This window comes from Streptomyces sp. CC53, from assembly GCF_001865245.1.
In the GTDB taxonomy this organism is placed as follows: domain Bacteria; phylum Actinomycetota; class Actinomycetes; order Streptomycetales; family Streptomycetaceae; genus Streptomyces.
The window spans coordinates 1-14666 of record NZ_MKXB01000157.1; the positions used below are offsets into that span (position 1 = coordinate 1).

Consider the following 14666-nt stretch of genomic DNA (forward strand, 5'->3'; position numbering starts at 1 on the left):
TCCGTTTCCGGTTCGGATTTCGTTTCCGGTGGCCGTTGGAGGGCCTTTGCCTTTCGGCGCCCCGCCACTTTAGCGGATTTCCCTCGGGGCTCCTAATCGAGTCCCGGCCCACATTCGGTGTGCGTTTTCGGCGCACCGAAAACGACCCCGTTCGAGGGGGAGATTGCTTGATGGTGGGTTGGCCGCTCCGAGGTGCTGATACAGCGTCCTTCGGCTCTTGCGGCTCGATCGAGCTTAGGCGGTCCGACCTGCCGCGTCAAGCCTTGCCCTTGCGGGGTGTGTGAGCCCGCTCCGGGCCGACGGTCGGTCGCGCCGTGGGTCCACCAGCGCCACGGGCGGACGGCATGAGAGGCGGGCGTCGGACGAGGCCGGCCGCCTCGACCACGTGCGGACCGTCGTCATGCAGGTCTGCGGGCGCGTCACGCTGGTGCCGCGCGGTCGCGGGGTCCGTTCCTTCCCGGGCGAGCACGGCCGGAGCACCGTCCGCATCCCCCTCCGGCACGGCTCCACACCGGCCCGCCGGCCGGCCGTCGGCAAGGCGCTCAGCAGGTCAGACTCCGCGGGCCGGTCTGGCTCGTGGGCTCAGGCGGTACGCCGAGACCGTCGGGTCGCCGGCGAGGTAGAACCGGTGCAGCCAGTCGTGCGCCCTGCTCACGCCTACCCGAGGACCGGCCTGGATGAGCGCGGCAGATGCCGGCTCGCCCTCGGACAACACGACCGAGGGACCTTTCAGGAGGTCTGCGCCATTGTGCTCTCCCGTGATGCCGAGTGCCTGGCAGAAGTTCCCCGGGCCTCGGGCGAGCCGTGCGTTCTCGACCCTCTCCCCTCGCCGCTCGCGCGCCAGCTCCTCCCCCTCGATGACCCTGCCGGCCCGGATGAGGACGGCCGAGGCGATGCCGTCCGTCCCGGTGACGACGTTGGCGCACCAGTGCAGGCCGTGGGACCGGTAGACGTACAGATGTCCTGCGGGTCCGAACATGACCTCGTTGCGGGGTGTCCGGCCCCGGTAGGCGTGGGAAGCCGGGTCCGCCGTGCCGGAGTACGCCTCGGTCTCCGTGATGCCGATGCTCACGGTCCCCTCCGGGGTCTTGCAGGTCAGTACCCTCCCCAGCAGCTTCGGGGCGACTTCCTCGGCAGGGTGGGCGAGGAGATCGATGTTCATGCTGACCGCCTTGACGTGCCGTACCCGAAGGAGACGTCCAGGTGTCCCGCCGGTCCGAACATCACGGCCTTGCGGGCCGTTCGCCCGCGGTGGGCGCGGGAGCCCGGGTCGGCTTCGCCGGCGTGCGCCTCCACTCCCGTGAGGCAGAGCTCGACGGGGGCGTCGTCCGGCATCCGCACCAGGGCTCGGCCCGGCGGCTCGGGAGTGACGTCCAGGACCAGACGGTCGTAGAAGTCCCGGGACAGCGGCGTACGGTCGGGGCTCTCGATCATGGTGGACGAGCCTAGTGGCGCCGGGGGCGGAACCGGCTACGGTCTGCTGAACCGGCCACGGTCTACGCTTCCCCGCGTGCGTACCCGTACGCGGGGAAGCGCCGACTACGTACTACAAGGAGTGGACATGGGCTTCAAGAAGCTGCTCGCGAGCCTGGGAGCGGGCGGTGGGAACGTCGAGACGGTCCTGACCGAGCCGAACGTGGTGCCCGGCGGCGTGGTGCAGGGCGAGGTGCGGATCGAGGGCGGTTCCGTCGACCAGGAGATCCAGCACCTGTCCATGGGGCTGCAGGCCCGCGTGGAGGTCGAGGGCGGTGACCAGGAGGTGAAGCGCGACATCGAGTTCACCAAGGTGCAGCTCGGCGGGGCCTTCACGCTGCGGGCGGAGGCGGTGCACGTGCTGCCGTTCAGCCTGGAGATCCCGTGGGAGACGCCGGTCACGACCATCGCCGGGCAGCAGCTGCGCGGGATGAACATCGGTGTCACGACCGAGCTGGCCATCGCTCGCGCCGTGGACTCCACCGACCTCGACCCGGTCCACGTGCACCCGCTGCCGGCGCAGCAGGCGATCCTGGACGCGTTCATCCAGCTCGGCTTCCGCTTCAAGAACGCCGACATGGAGCAGGGCCACATCCGGGGCACCCGGCAGAAGCTGCCGTTCTACCAGGAGATCGAGTTCCTGGCGCCGGCGCAGTACCGGGGTCTCAACGAGGTCGAGGTGTCGTTCGTCGCCGACGAGCGGGAGATGGACGTCGTGCTGGAGATGGACAAGAAGGGCGGGATCTTCACCGAGGGCAGCGACTCGTTCCGGGCGTTCGTGGTGCAGCACGCGGGCTACCAGGGCACGGACTGGTCGGCGTACCTGCACCAGTGGCTGGCGGACGTCGGCGGCCGGCGCAACTGGCTCTAGGCTCGGGGACGTCGGACTCCACAGCGAATCGGAGGTAGTTCACGTGGCCGAGGCGAAGAGGGCGCCGCTCCCTCATGACTTCCACCCTCCCGTGCCGTCGTTCACCGTGGTGAGCAAGGACGTCGCGCCGGGTGCGACGCTGGCGGACGCGCAGGTGTACGCCGAGGGGAACACCTCGCCGCACCTGCGGTGGGAGGGGTTCCCGGCGGAGACGAAGAGTTTCGCCGTGACCTGCTTCGACCCGGACGCGCCGACCGGCAGCGGGTTCTGGCACTGGGTGCTGTTCGACATCCCGGCGTCGGTGACGGAGTTGCCCGCGGGCGCCGGCGGCGGGGGGTTCGAGGGGCTGCCCGAGGGCGCGGTGCACGTCCGCAACGACTACGGGTCGAAGGACTTCGGTGGTGCGGCGCCGCCGCCGGGGGACGGACCGCACCGGTACGTGTTCACGGTGTACGCCGTGGACCAGGAGAAGCTGGGGCCGGACGACGAGGCGTCGCCGGCCGTGGTCGGCTTCAACCTGCGGTTCCACACGCTGGCGCGTGCACAGCTGGTCGGTGAGTACGAGATCCCCGCGGCAGGCTGAGAGTTCGCCTGCTGTTCGCCCGCCCCTGGTCTGGCAGAGACCGGGGGCGGGCACCTTTTAATTGCGTTGTCCTGCCCCGTGTGCAAGGCCAGAGTTGAGCCAGAGCCCGCCCAGGGGGTGGGCGGCACTCTGGAGGTGGGCACTCATGCGGGACACACTGGTACTGAACGCGAGCTTCGAGCCGTTGTCGACGGTGTCGCTGAGCCGTGCGGTGGTGCTCGTCCTCCAGGACAAGGCCGTCGTGGAGCATGCGCACCCGGAGCTGCGGGTGCGTGCGGCTGCGGTGGAACTGCCGGTCCCGCGGGTGATCAGGTTGTGCCGGTACGTGCGGGTGCCGTTCCGAAGACAGGCCCCGTGGTCGCGGAGGGGTGTGCTGGTGCGGGACCAGCACCGGTGCGCGTACTGCGGTGGCCGGGCGACGACGGTGGACCACGTGGTGCCGCGGTCGCAGGGCGGTGCGGACAGCTGGCTGAACACCGTGGCGTCGTGCGCGCAGGACAACCACCGGAAGGCGGACCGTACTCCTGAGGAGGCGGGGATGCCGCTGCTGCGGGAGCCGTTCGTGCCGACGCCGGCGGACGCGATGCTGCTGGCGCTGCGGGCCGCCGACCGGGAGGGGCTGCCGGAGTGGCTGGGCCGGATGCAGGCCGCCTGAGGATGATGTGGCCCGCCCCGACCGGGTGTCGGGGCGGGTTCGCCGTCAGCGGGTGACGAGTTGCACGATGGCCGCGCTGCCGACGGCGACGATGACGGCGCGCAGGACGGTCGGGGGCAGGCGGCGGCCGATGCGGGCGCCGAGCTGGCCCCCGATGGTGGAGCCGACGGCGATGAGGGCCACGGCCGTCCAGTCGAAGTGGGCGGCGAAGACGAAGAACAGGGCGGCGACGCTGTTGACGACGGCGGCGAGGACGTTCTTGGCTGCGTTGAGGCGCTGCAGGCTGTCGTCGAGCAGGATGCCCATGAGGGACAGGTAGACGATCCCCTGGGCGGCCGTGAAGTAGCCGCCGTAGACGCTCGCGATCAGCAGGCCGCCGAAGAGCAGGGGGCCGCCGTGGGCGGGGAGTTCGGTCCTCCCCGTGCGGTCGCGGCGGGCCTGGACGGCCCGGGTGATGCGCGGTTGGAGGACGACGAGGACGAGGGCGAGCGTGACCAGGACGGGCACGATCGTCTCGAAGGCGGTGGCCGGCAGCTGGGTGAGCAGGAAGGCTCCGGCGAGTCCGCCGACGGCCGCGGCGACGCTGAGGCGCAGGATGCGGCTGCGCTGGCCGGTGAGTTCGGCGCGGTAGCCGATGGCGCCGCTGATGGAGCCGGGGATCAGGCCGAGGGCGTTGGACACGGTGGCGGTGACCGGGGGGACTCCTGTGGCGAGCAGGACGGGGAAGGTGATGAGGGTGCCTGATCCGACGATGGTGTTGATGGTGCCGGCGCCGATGCCCGCGGCGAAGACGGCGAGCATCTCCCAGGTGGTCATGTGTACGCCCCCGTGCGTGGTCGGTGGTGGGTGCACCGATCATGCACGAGGGCGGGGTGGCCGGTCGACGGGGGGTCGGTGGGTGGGACGCGGCCCGGTCAGTCGACGGTGGGTTCCTCGCGGCGCTGCTCCTTGATGTGGAAGCCGGGGGTGCCGTTGCCGATGTTGCCGAAGGCGCCGGAGAGGCCCTTGAGGGCGTCGCCGATCTCGCTGGGCACGATCCAGAGCTTGTTGGCGTCGCCTTCGGCGATCTTCGGGAGCATCTGGAGGTACTGGTAGGAGAGCAGCTTCTGGTCGGGGTCGCCCGCGTGGATGGCTTCGAAGACGGTGCGCACGGCCTGGGCCTCGCCCTCGGCGCGGAGGGCGGCGGCGCGGGCCTCGCCCTCGGCGCGGAGGATGGCGGACTGCTTCTCGCCCTCGGCGGTGAGGATGGCGGACTGGCGGATGCCCTCGGCGGTGAGGATGGCCGCGCGCTTGTCGCGGTCGGCGCGCATCTGCTTCTCCATCGAGTCCTGGATGGAGGTGGGCGGTTCGATGGCCTTGAGCTCGACGCGGTTGACGCGGATGCCCCACTTGCCGGTGGCCTCGTCGAGGACGCCGCGGAGGGCCGCGTTGATCTCCTCGCGGGAGGTGAGGGTGCGCTCCAGGTCCATGCCGCCGATGATGTTGCGGAGCGTGGTGACGGTGAGCTGTTCGATCGCCTGGATGTAGCTCGCGACCTCGTAGGTGGCGGCGCGGGCGTCGGTGACCTGATAGTAGATGACGGTGTCGATGTTGACGACCAGGTTGTCCTGGGTGATCACCGGCTGGGGCGGGAAGGGGACGACCTGTTCCCGCAGGTCGATCCGGTTGCGGATCGTGTCGATGAACGGGACGACGATGTTGAGGCCCGCGTTGAGGGTGCGGGTGTAGCGGCCGAACCGCTCGACGATGGCGGCGCTGGCCTGTGGGATGACCTGGATCGTCTTGATCAGGGCGATGAAGACGAGCACCACCAGGATGACCAGGACGATGATGACGGATGGCATCGTGTTCCCCGTGCCCTTCGCTGCCGGTTGGTTTCGATGATCGATCTTTCCAGACGGCGGGCCGCCGTGCGCAGTGGTTCGGTCGTTTGCCCGTCGTGCGTCACATGACGACGGCGGTGGCCCCGTCGATCTCGACCACGTCGACCTGTTCGCCGGGTTCGAAGACCTGGTCGGCGGCGTAGGAGCGGGCGGACCAGACCTCGCCCGCCAGTTTGATGCGCCCGCCGTCGCCGTGGACCCGTTCCAGCACGGTCGCCTGACGGCCCTTCAGCGCGTCGACGCCGCTGGCGTGCCCGGGTTGGCCCGCGCGGTGCCGTGCGGCGATGGGCCGTACCACGGCGACCAGGGCGACGGAGACGACGACGAAGACGATGATCTGGGCCGGTACGCCGAAGCCGAGTCCGGCGGTGACGGCTCCTGCGACGGCTCCGACGGAGAACATTGCGAATTCCGGCATCGCGGTGAGGACGAGGGGGATGCCCAGTCCTACCGCGGCGATCAGCCACCACACCCATGCGTCGATGTCCACGTGGTCATGGTAGGTGCGGTGGCGCGGCGGGGACAGGGTGCGAAGGGCCCGTCGGCTCCGGGCCCTTCGGCCGGCCGTGGGAGGGCCCGCCGGTTCGCGGCGCCGGAGGCGGCGTCAGCCGAGGGGCAGGCCCTGGGCGGTGTAGCGGTCGCCCACGCGCTCGACGACGAGGGGCAGGCCGAAGCAGCGGGACAGGTTGCGCGAGGTGAGCTCGGTCTCCAGCGGGCCCGCGGCCAGCACCTTGCCCTGACGGATCATCAGGACGTGGGTGAAGCCGGGCGGGATCTCCTCCACGTGGTGGGTGACCATGATCATGGACGGGGCGTACGGGTCGCGGGCGAGCCGTCCGAGCCGGCGGACCAGGTCCTCGCGGCCGCCTAGGTCGAGGCCGGCGGCGGGCTCGTCGAGGAGGAGCAGCTCGGGGTCGGTCATCAGGGCGCGGGCGATGAGGGTGCGCTTGCGCTCGCCTTCGGAGAGGGTGCCGAAGTTCCGGTCGAGGAAGCCGGACATGCCGAGGCGGTCGAGGAAGGCGCGGGCGCGCTCCTCGTCGACGGTGTCGTACTGCTCCTGCCAGCCGGCCGTCATGCCGTAGGCGGCGGTGAGGACGGTCTGGAGGACGGTCTGGCGCTTGGGCAGCTTCTCGGCCATGGCGATGCCGGCCATGCTGACGCGGGGCCGCAGGTCGAAGACGTCGACCTTGCCGAGCTGGTCGCCGAGGATGCGGGCGGTGCCGCGGGTCGGGAAGACGTAGGTGGAGGCCACGTTGAGGAGCGTGGTCTTGCCTGCGCCGTTGGGGCCGAGGATGGCCCAGCGCTCGCCCTCCTTGACCGACCAGGAGACCTCGTCCACCAGAGCGCGTCCGTCGCGGACCACGGATACGTCCACCAGCTCCAGTACATCGCTCATGAGCGCGTTGTCTCCCCTTGCGGTCGAGTCTTCGTCGTCGTTGCCCGCACCCGGTCGCCGCGGCGTGGCGCAGCGCTGTGCGGTGGGTGCGGGTGCCCAGGGAAAACCTACGCCACCCACAGCCGGGGCCGTACGCGCAGGGGCCTGCTACCTAAGGTGGGGGCATGCTTTCGGAACCACGATCAGGACGGTTGGCCGCATGGGGGAACGCCCTGCTGGCCGGGTTGGTGTCGCCGGACGAGGCGGTGGTCGCGATCGTCGGGGACGACGCGGTGCACCGGGTGGAGGGCGGGCCGGGTGAGTCGGGGCCGGTCGGGCTCACGCTGGCACTGGGACGGCTGCGGTCGCTGGGGGTCGCCGGGTGGCGGGTGGCACTGCCGGCTCCCGGCCACCCGCTCGGGTTGAGCGGCCCGCCGGACTTCAACGCGCGGGCGCTGGAGGCGGAGGAGGCGGTCGTCGGATACGGGGCGGGGTTCGGGCTCGTGCCGGAGGTGTCCGAGTCGGGGCCGGCCAGCGACCTGCACGTGGAGGTGGTGTGGCGCTGCCTGCCGGTGCGGGAGGCGCCGCCGGCGGACGTGCCGTCGCTGGGTGAGGCGGAGCGCGAGTTGGCGGAGGCCCTGCGGGAGGCGACGGTGGTGCTGACGCGGTTGAACGTGGCGGGGTCCGGGCCGGTGGCGGAGGCGGCGCTGGACGCGTATCGGGCGCGGGCGCACGCGGGGCGCGAGCTGCTGGCGCCGGGGTACCCGGGGCGTGCGGTACGGGTGCTGGAGCTGGCGCAGCGAGTGGGACTGCTGATGCGGCTGGCGTTCGAGGGCGGGCACGGGGGCGCGGTGAGCGCGTCGGAGATGGCGGCTCGGGTTGCGGCCCTGCGGCCGGTGGAGCGGGTGGCGCGGCGGGCGCAGGTGGCCGCATTCAACGCGTACGTGGAGGAACTGGAGCGGGGCCGCTCCTGAGCGCGCGGTGGTGGGAGCCGGGCTGAGGGTCTGCCCCGGGGCCGCCGCGTTGCGGGGTACGGCCGGGGGGCGGACCGGGGGCCGGGGCGACGGGACGTGGTGCGGGTGGGACGACGGGTCGGCGCCGGGCAGGGCGGGGCCGCGTCGGACGGGGCGGCCCCGGCTCGGCGCGGGCGGGGGGAACGCGGCGGCACGGTGGTCGGGCGCGAGTGCCGCTCCGGTCAGCGCCGGGTACGGGACGGCGCGTGGCCCGGGTACGGAGAAACGGGGCGCCCCCCAGGTGGGGCCTGGGGGGCGCGGGGTCCTGCGGCAGCCGTCAGTGGTTGACGGAGGCGTTCCCGTAGGCCGGGTTCAGGGCACCGATGACGGTCGCGGTGACACCGCTGACGTTCACGGGGACGTGTACGGGGGCCTGGATCAGGTTGCCGGAGCCCACGCCCGGGGACGTGACGGCCGCGCCGTCGGCGTGCGCACCGCCGGCGGCGGAAGCGGCACCCGCGGCGGCGGCCACCAGCCCACCGGCGACCATGGTGACAGCAGCGGCCTTCTTCAGGTTCTTCACTGGAACATTCCTCCTAGCTGTCGCTGCGGCAATCACCGCAGCGTCGCCATGAAGAACGGCCGGGCCCCGCCGGGGTTGCGCCGTACGGGTGACGTCCACCCGACGGTATGAATCTTGGATGGCACGACAACCGTCTCGTCGTACTGCGTTCGGTGCCGGTGTGCCTCCTTCGGTGTCCGGGTTTCACCTGGTGAGCCCGTGGCGCACGGCCCAGAGCGCGGCCTGGGTGCGGTCGGCGAGGTCCAGCTTCATCAGGATGTTCGAGACGTGCGTCTTGACGGTCTTCTCGGACAGGACGAGTGCGCGGGCGATCTCGCGGTTGGAGCGCCCGTCCGCGATCAGGCCGAGGACCTCGCGCTCCCGCTCGGTCAGGGAGCCGCCGCGCCCGCCGGCTCCGCCGTTTCCCTCCTCCTGGGCCAGCAGTGCCCCGGCCACCTCCGGCTGGAGGAGGACGTGGCCCGCGTGGACCGAGCGGATGGCCCCGGCGAGCGCGTCCGGGTCGATGTCCTTGTAGACGTACCCGGCGGCGCCGGCGCGCAGGGCGGGGACGACGGTGCGCTGCTCGGTGAAGCTGGTGACGACGAGCACCCGGGCCGGGTTGCCCCGCTCCCGCAGGGTCCGCAGGGCCTCGATGCCGTCGGTGCCCGGCATCTTCACGTCCATGAGGACGACGTCGGGGCGCAGTTCCTCGGCGCGGGCGACGCCCTCGGCTCCGTCGGCGGCCTCGCCGACCACTTCTATGTCGTCCTGGATCTCCAGGAACGTGCGCAGTCCGCGGCGGACGACCTGGTGGTCGTCGACCAGCAGGACCCGGATGACCGTGTCAGCCACCGGGGACCTCCATTTCGATCGTGGTGCCCTCGCCGGGCGCCGCGTGGACGGTGAGCGTGCCGCCGACGCCGCCGGCGCGGTCCCGCATGGAGACCAGGCCGAGGTGGCGTCCCGCCCGGTGGACGGCTCCCGGGTCGAAGCCGCGGCCGTCGTCGGTGACGGTGAGCAGCGCGCCGTGGCCCTGGCGGGTGAGCCGTACGGCGACGTGTTCGGCGCCGGAGTGGCGCAGCGCGTTGTGGAGGGCCTCCTGCGCGACCCGCAGCACCGCTTCCTCCTGGGCGGCGGGCAGGGCCCGCAGCACTCCTGCGTGGAAGGTGACGCGGGCGGTGTGGGCGCGGTCGAGGACCTGGACGTGGCTGCGCAGGGTGTGGACGAGGCCGTCCTCGTCGAGTGCGGCGGGGCGCAGCTCGACGACGGCGGCGCGGAGCTCGTCCGCGGCCTCGGCGGCCAGGGCGGCTATCTGCTGGAGCTCGCCCTTGGCGCGGGCGGGGTCCCTGTCGACGAGCCGGGTGGCGGCCTGGGCGGTGAGGCGGAGGGAGAAGAGCTTCTGGCTGACGGCGTCGTGCAGCTCGTGGGCGAGGCGGGAGCGCTCCTCGGCGATGGTGAGCTCGCGGCTGCGCTCGTACAGGCGGGCGTTGGTGAGGGCGATGGCGGCGTGCTGGGCGAGGATGCCGAGCAGTTCCTCGTCCTGCGCGGTGAAGCCGCAGCCGCGGTCGGGTGCGGGGCTGCGCTTGTTGGCGAGGAACAGGGCGGCGATGGTCTCGTCGCCGTCCCGCACGGGCAGGCCGAGGAAGTCGGACATGTCGGGGTGGGCGGCGGGCCAGCCCTCGAAGCGGGGATCGTCACGGACGTCGTCGAGGCGCTCGGGCTTCTCGTTGTGGAGCATCGCCGCGAGGATGCCGTGCTGGCGGGGCAGCGGGCCGATGGCGCGCCACTGCTCCTCGCTGACCCCGTCGACGACGAACTGGGCGAAGCCGCCGTGGTCGTCGGGGACGCCGAGCGCGGCGTACTCGGCATCCAGGAGCTCGCGCGCGGAGACGACGATCGTCTTGAGCACGTCGCGGACCTCCAGCTGTCTGCTCATCTCCAGCAGGGCGGTGCTCACGGCGGCGAGGCCCGAGCGCGGTCGGTCGGTCATGCGTTCACGGTACCCACGGGGGGTGACAGTCCGTATCCGCCTGTGGACGGCGGGGGCTGCGTCGCAGGTCCTAGGCCCGCGTCCCCCTTCCGGGCAGGCTCGCACCCGGCCTGCACGCCTCCTTCACCCAGTGCATTGCGCCAGCAACCCTTGGTGAGGTCGTTACGGGGTCGATGTGAGCCCGCGCATAGGACCCAGGTCACTTACGTAAGGGCCTAGTAGTCGACGTAAGGATCAGATCAACGCTGGTGGGGCGGGTGCATCGGCGACACCGCCGGGTGTGCGCGAGGGCCCTGATCCACTATCCGGGGTCGTACGTCACAGCTTTGCCAGCCGATTTTGCCGCCGCTAAGAATTGCCGACGTTGCCCGCCAGCAGGCGCCGCGCCGCCCGGCGTGCGACGACTTCCGCGATTCGAAGAGGTACGACTGCATGTCCCCGTCCAGCATCCCCGGCCTCAGCCGTCTCAAGAAGAACCACAAGCTGTCCCTGGCCGGCGTCGCCGCCGTGGGCGCCGCGGCCATCACCTTCTCGCTGGTGCCCGCCAACGCCTCCGCCGAGGCCGAGGTGCGCGAGGTGGCCGCAGCTCCGGCCGCCTGGAACGGCTACGCGATCGCCGAGCTCCAGCAGAGCATCGAGGGCCAGCAGTCCACGATCGAGCTGAAGGCCGCCGCCGAGGCCAAGGCGAAGGCCGAGGCAGCCGCGAAGGCCAAGGCCGAAGCCGCCGCGAAGGCGAAGGCCGAGGCAGCCGCCAAGGCCAAGGCGGCCGCGAAGGCGAAGGCCGAGGCCGAGGCCAAGGCCAAGGCGAAGGCGAAGGCCGAGGCCGAGGCGAAGAAGCGGGCCGCCGCCAAGGCCGCGGCCAGCCGCGCCGCCGCGCGCAAGCCGGTCTACGCGAACAACCTCGACGGCTGGATCCGCGAGGCCATGGACATCATGAAGAAGCAGGGCATCCCGGGCTCCTACAACGGGCTGCACCGCAACATCATGCGCGAGTCCAGCGGCAACCCGAGCGCGATCAACAACTGGGACATCAACGCCCAGAACGGCGTCCCGTCGATCGGTCTGCTCCAGGTCATCAAGCCGACCTTCGACCACTACCACTGCCCGGGCACCAAGAAGAGCCAGTACGACCCGGTCGCCAACATCTGCGCCGCCGCCAACTACGCCGCGGACCGGTACGGCTCGATCGACAACGTCAACGGCCCCTACTGACCGGCGGGCCCACCGACGCGCTCCTTACACCCCGAAGGGCGGCACCCCGTGCGGGGTGCCGCCCTTCGCGTCGTCGCGGTGGACGCCTCGGGGACGCGCGCTACTTGCGCATGACCTCGGGCTCGTGGCGCCTCAGCAGCCGCGCGACCAGCACGCCCAGCACCGCGGACATGACCAGCAGCACCGTGACGTTCACCCCCCACTGGGTCGCACTGTGCTCCCACAGCGGGTCCAGGTCGGTGGGGTTCTTCGGGTCCCACGGCACCATCAGGTGCGACAGGTCCAGGGTCGTGGCGGCTCCCGCGAGGCCCCAGCGGGACGGCATGAGCCAGGCGAACTGCTCCAGCCCCGGCGAGCTGTACACCTGGAACAGGATGCCGGTGAACACGACCTGGACGATCGCGAACATGACGAGCAGCGGCATCGTCTTCTCGGCCGTCTTCACCAGCGAGGAGATGACGAGGCCCACCATCATCGAGGTGATGCCGAGGGCGGTGACGACGATGCACAGTTCGACGGCCGGCGGCATGATCAGACCCTCGGCGGGCATCTCGCGCGGGACGAAGCCGATGGCGCAGATGATGACGCCCTGGATGGCCGTGATGACGCCGAGGACGATCACCTTGGACATCAGGTACGCGGAGCGGGACAGGCCGGTGGCGCGCTCCCGCTCGTAGATGACCCGTTCCTTGATCAGTTCTCGTACCGAGTTCGCCGCACCCGAGAAGCACATGCCGACCGCGAGGATCAGCATGATGGTGCCGGCGGCGCCGTTGAACCGGGCGGGCGGGGCGGGCGGCGCGAGCCCGAACTTGGCGGGGATGACGACGGAGACCGCGCCGAGGACCGCCGGCAGGATCACCATCAGTGCCAGGAAGCCCCGGTCGGAGGCGATCACGGACACGTAGCGGCGGATCAGCGTCCACAGCTGGGCGCCCCAGCTCTGCGGCTTCGGCGGCCGGGCCGCGGACTGCACCGGCATCTGGACCGGCTGGACGGCGACGGCGTCGATGTCGGCGGCGTACAGCTGGTAGTGCTGCGAGCCCTTCCAGCGGCCGGCCCAGTCGTAGTCGCGGTAGTTCTCGAACGCGGAGAACACGTCAGCCCAGGTCTCGTACCCGAAGAAGTTCAGCGCCTCGTCCGGCGGGCCGAAGTACGCCACGGAGCCGCCGGGGGCCATCACGAGCAGCTTGTCGCAGAGCGCCAGCTCGGCGACGGAGTGGGTGACGACGAGGACCGTGCGGCCGTCGTCGGCGAGCCCGCGCAGCAGCTGCATGACGTCGCGGTCCATGCCCGGGTCGAGGCCGGAGGTCGGCTCGTCCAGGAAGATCAGCGACGGCTTGGTCAGCAGCTCCAGGGCGACGGAGACACGCTTGCGCTGGCCACCGGAGAGGGAGGTGACCTTCTTCTCCTTGTGGATGTCCAGCTTCAGCTCGCGCAGCACCTCGCCGATGCGGGCCTCGCGCTCGGCCTCGGCGGTGTCGCCGGGGAAGCGCAGCTTGGCCGCGTACCGCAGCGCCTTCTGGACGGTCAGCTCCTTGTGGAGGATGTCGTCCTGCGGCACCAGGCCGATGCGCTGGCGCAGCTCGGCGAACTGCTTGTAGAGGCTGCGGTTGTCGTAGAGGACGTCGCCCTGGTCGGCGGGCCGGTAGCCGGTGAGCGCCTTGAGGAGCGTCGACTTCCCGGAGCCGGACGGGCCGATGACGCCGATGAGCGACTTCTCCGGGACGCCGAAGGACACGTCCTTGAGGATCTGCTTGCCGCCGTCGACGGTGACGGTGAGGTGGCGGGCCGAGAAGGAGACGTCGCCCGTGTCGACGAACTCCTCCAGCCGGTCGCCGACGATGCGGAACGTCGAGTGGCCGACACCGACGATGTCGTGGGGGCCGATGACGACGGTGCCGGACTTGGCGATGGGCTGGCCGTTGACGTAGGTGCCGTTGTGCGAGCCCAGGTCGCGCAGCTCGAAACGGCCGTCGGGGTGCGCGGTGAACTCGGCGTGGAGCCGGGACACCTGGAGGTCGGAGACGACCAGCTCGTTCTCCAGGGCGCGGCCGATGCGCATGACGCGGCCCAGCGCGAGCTGGTGGAAGGTGGTGGGGCTCCGGTCGCCGTGCACGGACCCCGCGCCGGCGGACGCCGCCTGCTGGTGCGGGATCTGCGGCTGGGGGGCCTGCGGCTGCTGATGAGGCTGCTGCGGCTCCTGGTGCGGCGCCGGTGCCTGGTACGGCTGCTGTCCGGACCATCCCTGCTGTGCGGCCGGGGCATGGGCCTGTGCGGCGGCAGGGGCGTCGTACGCGCCGGCCGCGGCGGCCTGGGAGGCGGCGAATTCCAGCCGCGGCCCGTCGGTGGCGTTGCCCAGGTGCACGACACCGCCCGGGGCGACCTCCCACTGGTGCACCCGCTGGCCCTGCGCATAGGTGCCGTTGGTGGAGCCGTGGTCTTCGATGACCCAACTCCGCCCGTTGCAGCTCAGTGTGGCGTGCCGCCAGGAGACCCTGGCGTCGTCGATGACCACGTCCCCCTGCGGGTCACGCCCCAGTGTGTACGACCTGGACGGATCAAGCGCCCAGGTCCTTCCGTTCAGTTGCAGTACGAGTTCCGGCACTCCATGCCCCACTACTTGTCCCCCGATGCACCCCCGACGCTGTTGCGGAGGTCTAGGGATGGCGAACATCGAGGAGGAACTATTTCAGGACCGGGTCCTGATCCGAAAGTCGGGCCGTGTGAAGACCGCGGGCAGACCGCCCCGCGGGCGCCGGACCGGAAGCCCCGGCGGCCGTCGGGCCCGCCGTCTGTGGGGCACGGGGACCGGGCCCACGGCTCGGCGGGGCATCCCCGGCGGGCGCGGGACGGCAGTGGGCACGGGACGCCGGCGGGTGTGCGTGCGGGCGAGTGCGGGGCGGCGGTGGGTGCGGGCGGGCGCGGGCATGCGCGGGGCGGGCGCGAGGCGACGTCGGTGGTGCGTGGCGGGGGCCGTCGCGCCGTACGGGTGCGGTACGCGATGAGGCGGGTGGTGCCGGTACGGGGCGCAGGGCGGTCGGCGCAGCTTCCGAGGTGGCCGAAGGGTCCCGTGAGGAGAGGGTCGGGGGCGCTCCACGGGTGGGGC

Annotated in this window: 15 protein-coding genes; 5 read left to right on the top strand and 10 right to left on the bottom strand. The window is 71.6% G+C overall.

Annotation, left to right across the window (positions count from 1 at the left end; translation table 11 throughout):
* Window positions 1–550: 550 nt before the first annotated feature.
* The gene (locus BJP40_RS17765) at window positions 551–1162 is read right to left on the bottom strand and encodes a DNA-3-methyladenine glycosylase (protein ID WP_071281216.1); all 612 of its coding nucleotides are present in this window, start codon (window positions 1160–1162) and stop codon (window positions 551–553) included.
* Complete coding sequence (locus BJP40_RS17770; protein ID WP_071281217.1) at window positions 1159–1434, bottom strand: DNA-3-methyladenine glycosylase; 276 nt, start codon at window positions 1432–1434, stop codon at window positions 1159–1161. The genes BJP40_RS17765 and BJP40_RS17770 overlap by 4 nt, the downstream gene beginning before the upstream one ends.
* A 127-nt stretch (window positions 1435–1561) precedes the next feature.
* Here BJP40_RS17770 and BJP40_RS17775 point away from each other — a divergent pair, with 127 nt between their 5' ends.
* The 3 genes from BJP40_RS17775 (at window position 1562) to BJP40_RS17785 (ending at window position 3582) form a co-directional block, all read left to right on the top strand.
* The gene (locus BJP40_RS17775; RefSeq protein ID WP_071272483.1) at window positions 1562–2344 is read left to right on the top strand and encodes a sporulation protein; all 783 of its coding nucleotides are present in this window, start codon (window positions 1562–1564) and stop codon (window positions 2342–2344) included.
* 43 nt (window positions 2345–2387) lie between these two features.
* Window positions 2388–2927: a YbhB/YbcL family Raf kinase inhibitor-like protein gene (locus tag BJP40_RS17780; protein ID WP_071281218.1), complete on the top strand. Its 540-nt coding sequence runs from the start codon at window positions 2388–2390 to the stop codon at window positions 2925–2927.
* 145 nt (window positions 2928–3072) lie between these two features.
* On the top strand, window positions 3073–3582 hold the full coding sequence (locus BJP40_RS17785) for an HNH endonuclease (RefSeq protein WP_071281219.1): 510 nt from the start codon (window positions 3073–3075) through the stop codon (window positions 3580–3582).
* A gap of 45 nt (window positions 3583–3627) precedes the next feature.
* Here the strand turns inward: BJP40_RS17785 and BJP40_RS17790 are convergent, their stop codons facing one another.
* The 4 genes from BJP40_RS17790 to BJP40_RS17805 form a co-directional block, all read right to left on the bottom strand.
* Window positions 3628–4398, bottom strand: a complete 771-nt coding sequence (locus BJP40_RS17790; RefSeq protein ID WP_071272740.1) for a sulfite exporter TauE/SafE family protein — start codon at window positions 4396–4398, stop codon at window positions 3628–3630.
* 98 nt (window positions 4399–4496) lie between these two features.
* On the bottom strand, window positions 4497–5426 hold the full coding sequence (locus tag BJP40_RS17795) for an SPFH domain-containing protein (protein ID WP_071271430.1): 930 nt from the start codon (window positions 5424–5426) through the stop codon (window positions 4497–4499).
* A 100-nt stretch (window positions 5427–5526) separates the two neighbouring features.
* Window positions 5527–5955 carry an NfeD family protein gene (locus BJP40_RS17800; protein ID WP_071271433.1) on the bottom strand — a complete coding sequence of 143 codons (429 nt, stop codon included), beginning with the start codon at window positions 5953–5955 and terminating at the stop codon, window positions 5527–5529.
* Window positions 5956–6069: 114 nt separating this feature from the next.
* Window positions 6070–6861 (bottom strand): ABC transporter ATP-binding protein, encoded by a 792-nt coding sequence (locus BJP40_RS17805; protein WP_071281220.1) that lies wholly within the window; start codon window positions 6859–6861, stop codon window positions 6070–6072.
* Between the two features lie 164 nt (window positions 6862–7025).
* On the opposite strand from BJP40_RS17805, the gene BJP40_RS17810 reads away from it, so the two are divergent.
* Window positions 7026–7814 (top strand): hypothetical protein, encoded by a 789-nt coding sequence (locus BJP40_RS17810; RefSeq protein ID WP_071281221.1) that lies wholly within the window; start codon window positions 7026–7028, stop codon window positions 7812–7814.
* 316 nt (window positions 7815–8130) lie between these two features.
* Here the strand turns inward: BJP40_RS17810 and BJP40_RS17815 are convergent, their stop codons facing one another.
* The 3 genes from BJP40_RS17815 to BJP40_RS17825 form a co-directional block, all read right to left on the bottom strand.
* Window positions 8131–8376: a chaplin gene (locus tag BJP40_RS17815; RefSeq protein WP_071268962.1), complete on the bottom strand. Its 246-nt coding sequence runs from the start codon at window positions 8374–8376 to the stop codon at window positions 8131–8133.
* Between the two features lie 183 nt (window positions 8377–8559).
* Window positions 8560–9207 carry a response regulator transcription factor gene (locus BJP40_RS17820; protein ID WP_071281222.1) on the bottom strand — a complete coding sequence of 216 codons (648 nt, stop codon included), beginning with the start codon at window positions 9205–9207 and terminating at the stop codon, window positions 8560–8562.
* Window positions 9200–10345 carry a GAF domain-containing sensor histidine kinase gene (locus tag BJP40_RS17825; RefSeq protein WP_071268964.1) on the bottom strand — a complete coding sequence of 382 codons (1146 nt, stop codon included), beginning with the start codon at window positions 10343–10345 and terminating at the stop codon, window positions 9200–9202. The genes BJP40_RS17820 and BJP40_RS17825 overlap by 8 nt, the downstream gene beginning before the upstream one ends.
* 432 nt (window positions 10346–10777) lie before the next feature.
* Between BJP40_RS17825 and BJP40_RS17830 the strand changes: the two genes are divergently transcribed.
* The gene (locus BJP40_RS17830) at window positions 10778–11557 is read left to right on the top strand and encodes a transglycosylase SLT domain-containing protein (protein ID WP_071281223.1); all 780 of its coding nucleotides are present in this window, start codon (window positions 10778–10780) and stop codon (window positions 11555–11557) included.
* A gap of 100 nt (window positions 11558–11657) precedes the next feature.
* Here the strand turns inward: BJP40_RS17830 and BJP40_RS17835 are convergent, their stop codons facing one another.
* Window positions 11658–14177: an FHA domain-containing protein gene (locus BJP40_RS17835; RefSeq protein WP_226962699.1), complete on the bottom strand. Its 2520-nt coding sequence runs from the start codon at window positions 14175–14177 to the stop codon at window positions 11658–11660.
* Window positions 14178–14666: the final 489 nt, after the last annotated feature.

Bases quoted from the DNA above. Each gene is read 5' to 3' on its own strand.
- BJP40_RS17790 (WP_071272740.1), bottom strand. From the start codon at position 4,398: ATGACCACCTGGGAGATGCTCGCCGTCTTCGCCGCGGGCATCGGCGCC.
- BJP40_RS17795 (WP_071271430.1), bottom strand. From the start codon at position 5,426: ATGCCATCCGTCATCATCGTCCTGGTCATCCTGGTGGTGCTCGTCTTC.
- BJP40_RS17765 (WP_071281216.1), bottom strand. From the start codon at position 1,162: ATGAACATCGATCTCCTCGCCCACCCTGCCGAGGAAGTCGCCCCGAAG.
- BJP40_RS17825 (WP_071268964.1), bottom strand. From the start codon at position 10,345: ATGACCGACCGACCGCGCTCGGGCCTCGCCGCCGTGAGCACCGCCCTG.
- BJP40_RS17830 (WP_071281223.1), top strand. From the start codon at position 10,778: ATGTCCCCGTCCAGCATCCCCGGCCTCAGCCGTCTCAAGAAGAACCAC.
- BJP40_RS17785 (WP_071281219.1), top strand. From the start codon at position 3,073: ATGCGGGACACACTGGTACTGAACGCGAGCTTCGAGCCGTTGTCGACG.
- BJP40_RS17770 (WP_071281217.1), bottom strand. From the start codon at position 1,434: ATGATCGAGAGCCCCGACCGTACGCCGCTGTCCCGGGACTTCTACGAC.
- BJP40_RS17810 (WP_071281221.1), top strand. From the start codon at position 7,026: ATGCTTTCGGAACCACGATCAGGACGGTTGGCCGCATGGGGGAACGCC.
- BJP40_RS17775 (WP_071272483.1), top strand. From the start codon at position 1,562: ATGGGCTTCAAGAAGCTGCTCGCGAGCCTGGGAGCGGGCGGTGGGAAC.
- BJP40_RS17805 (WP_071281220.1), bottom strand. From the start codon at position 6,861: ATGAGCGATGTACTGGAGCTGGTGGACGTATCCGTGGTCCGCGACGGA.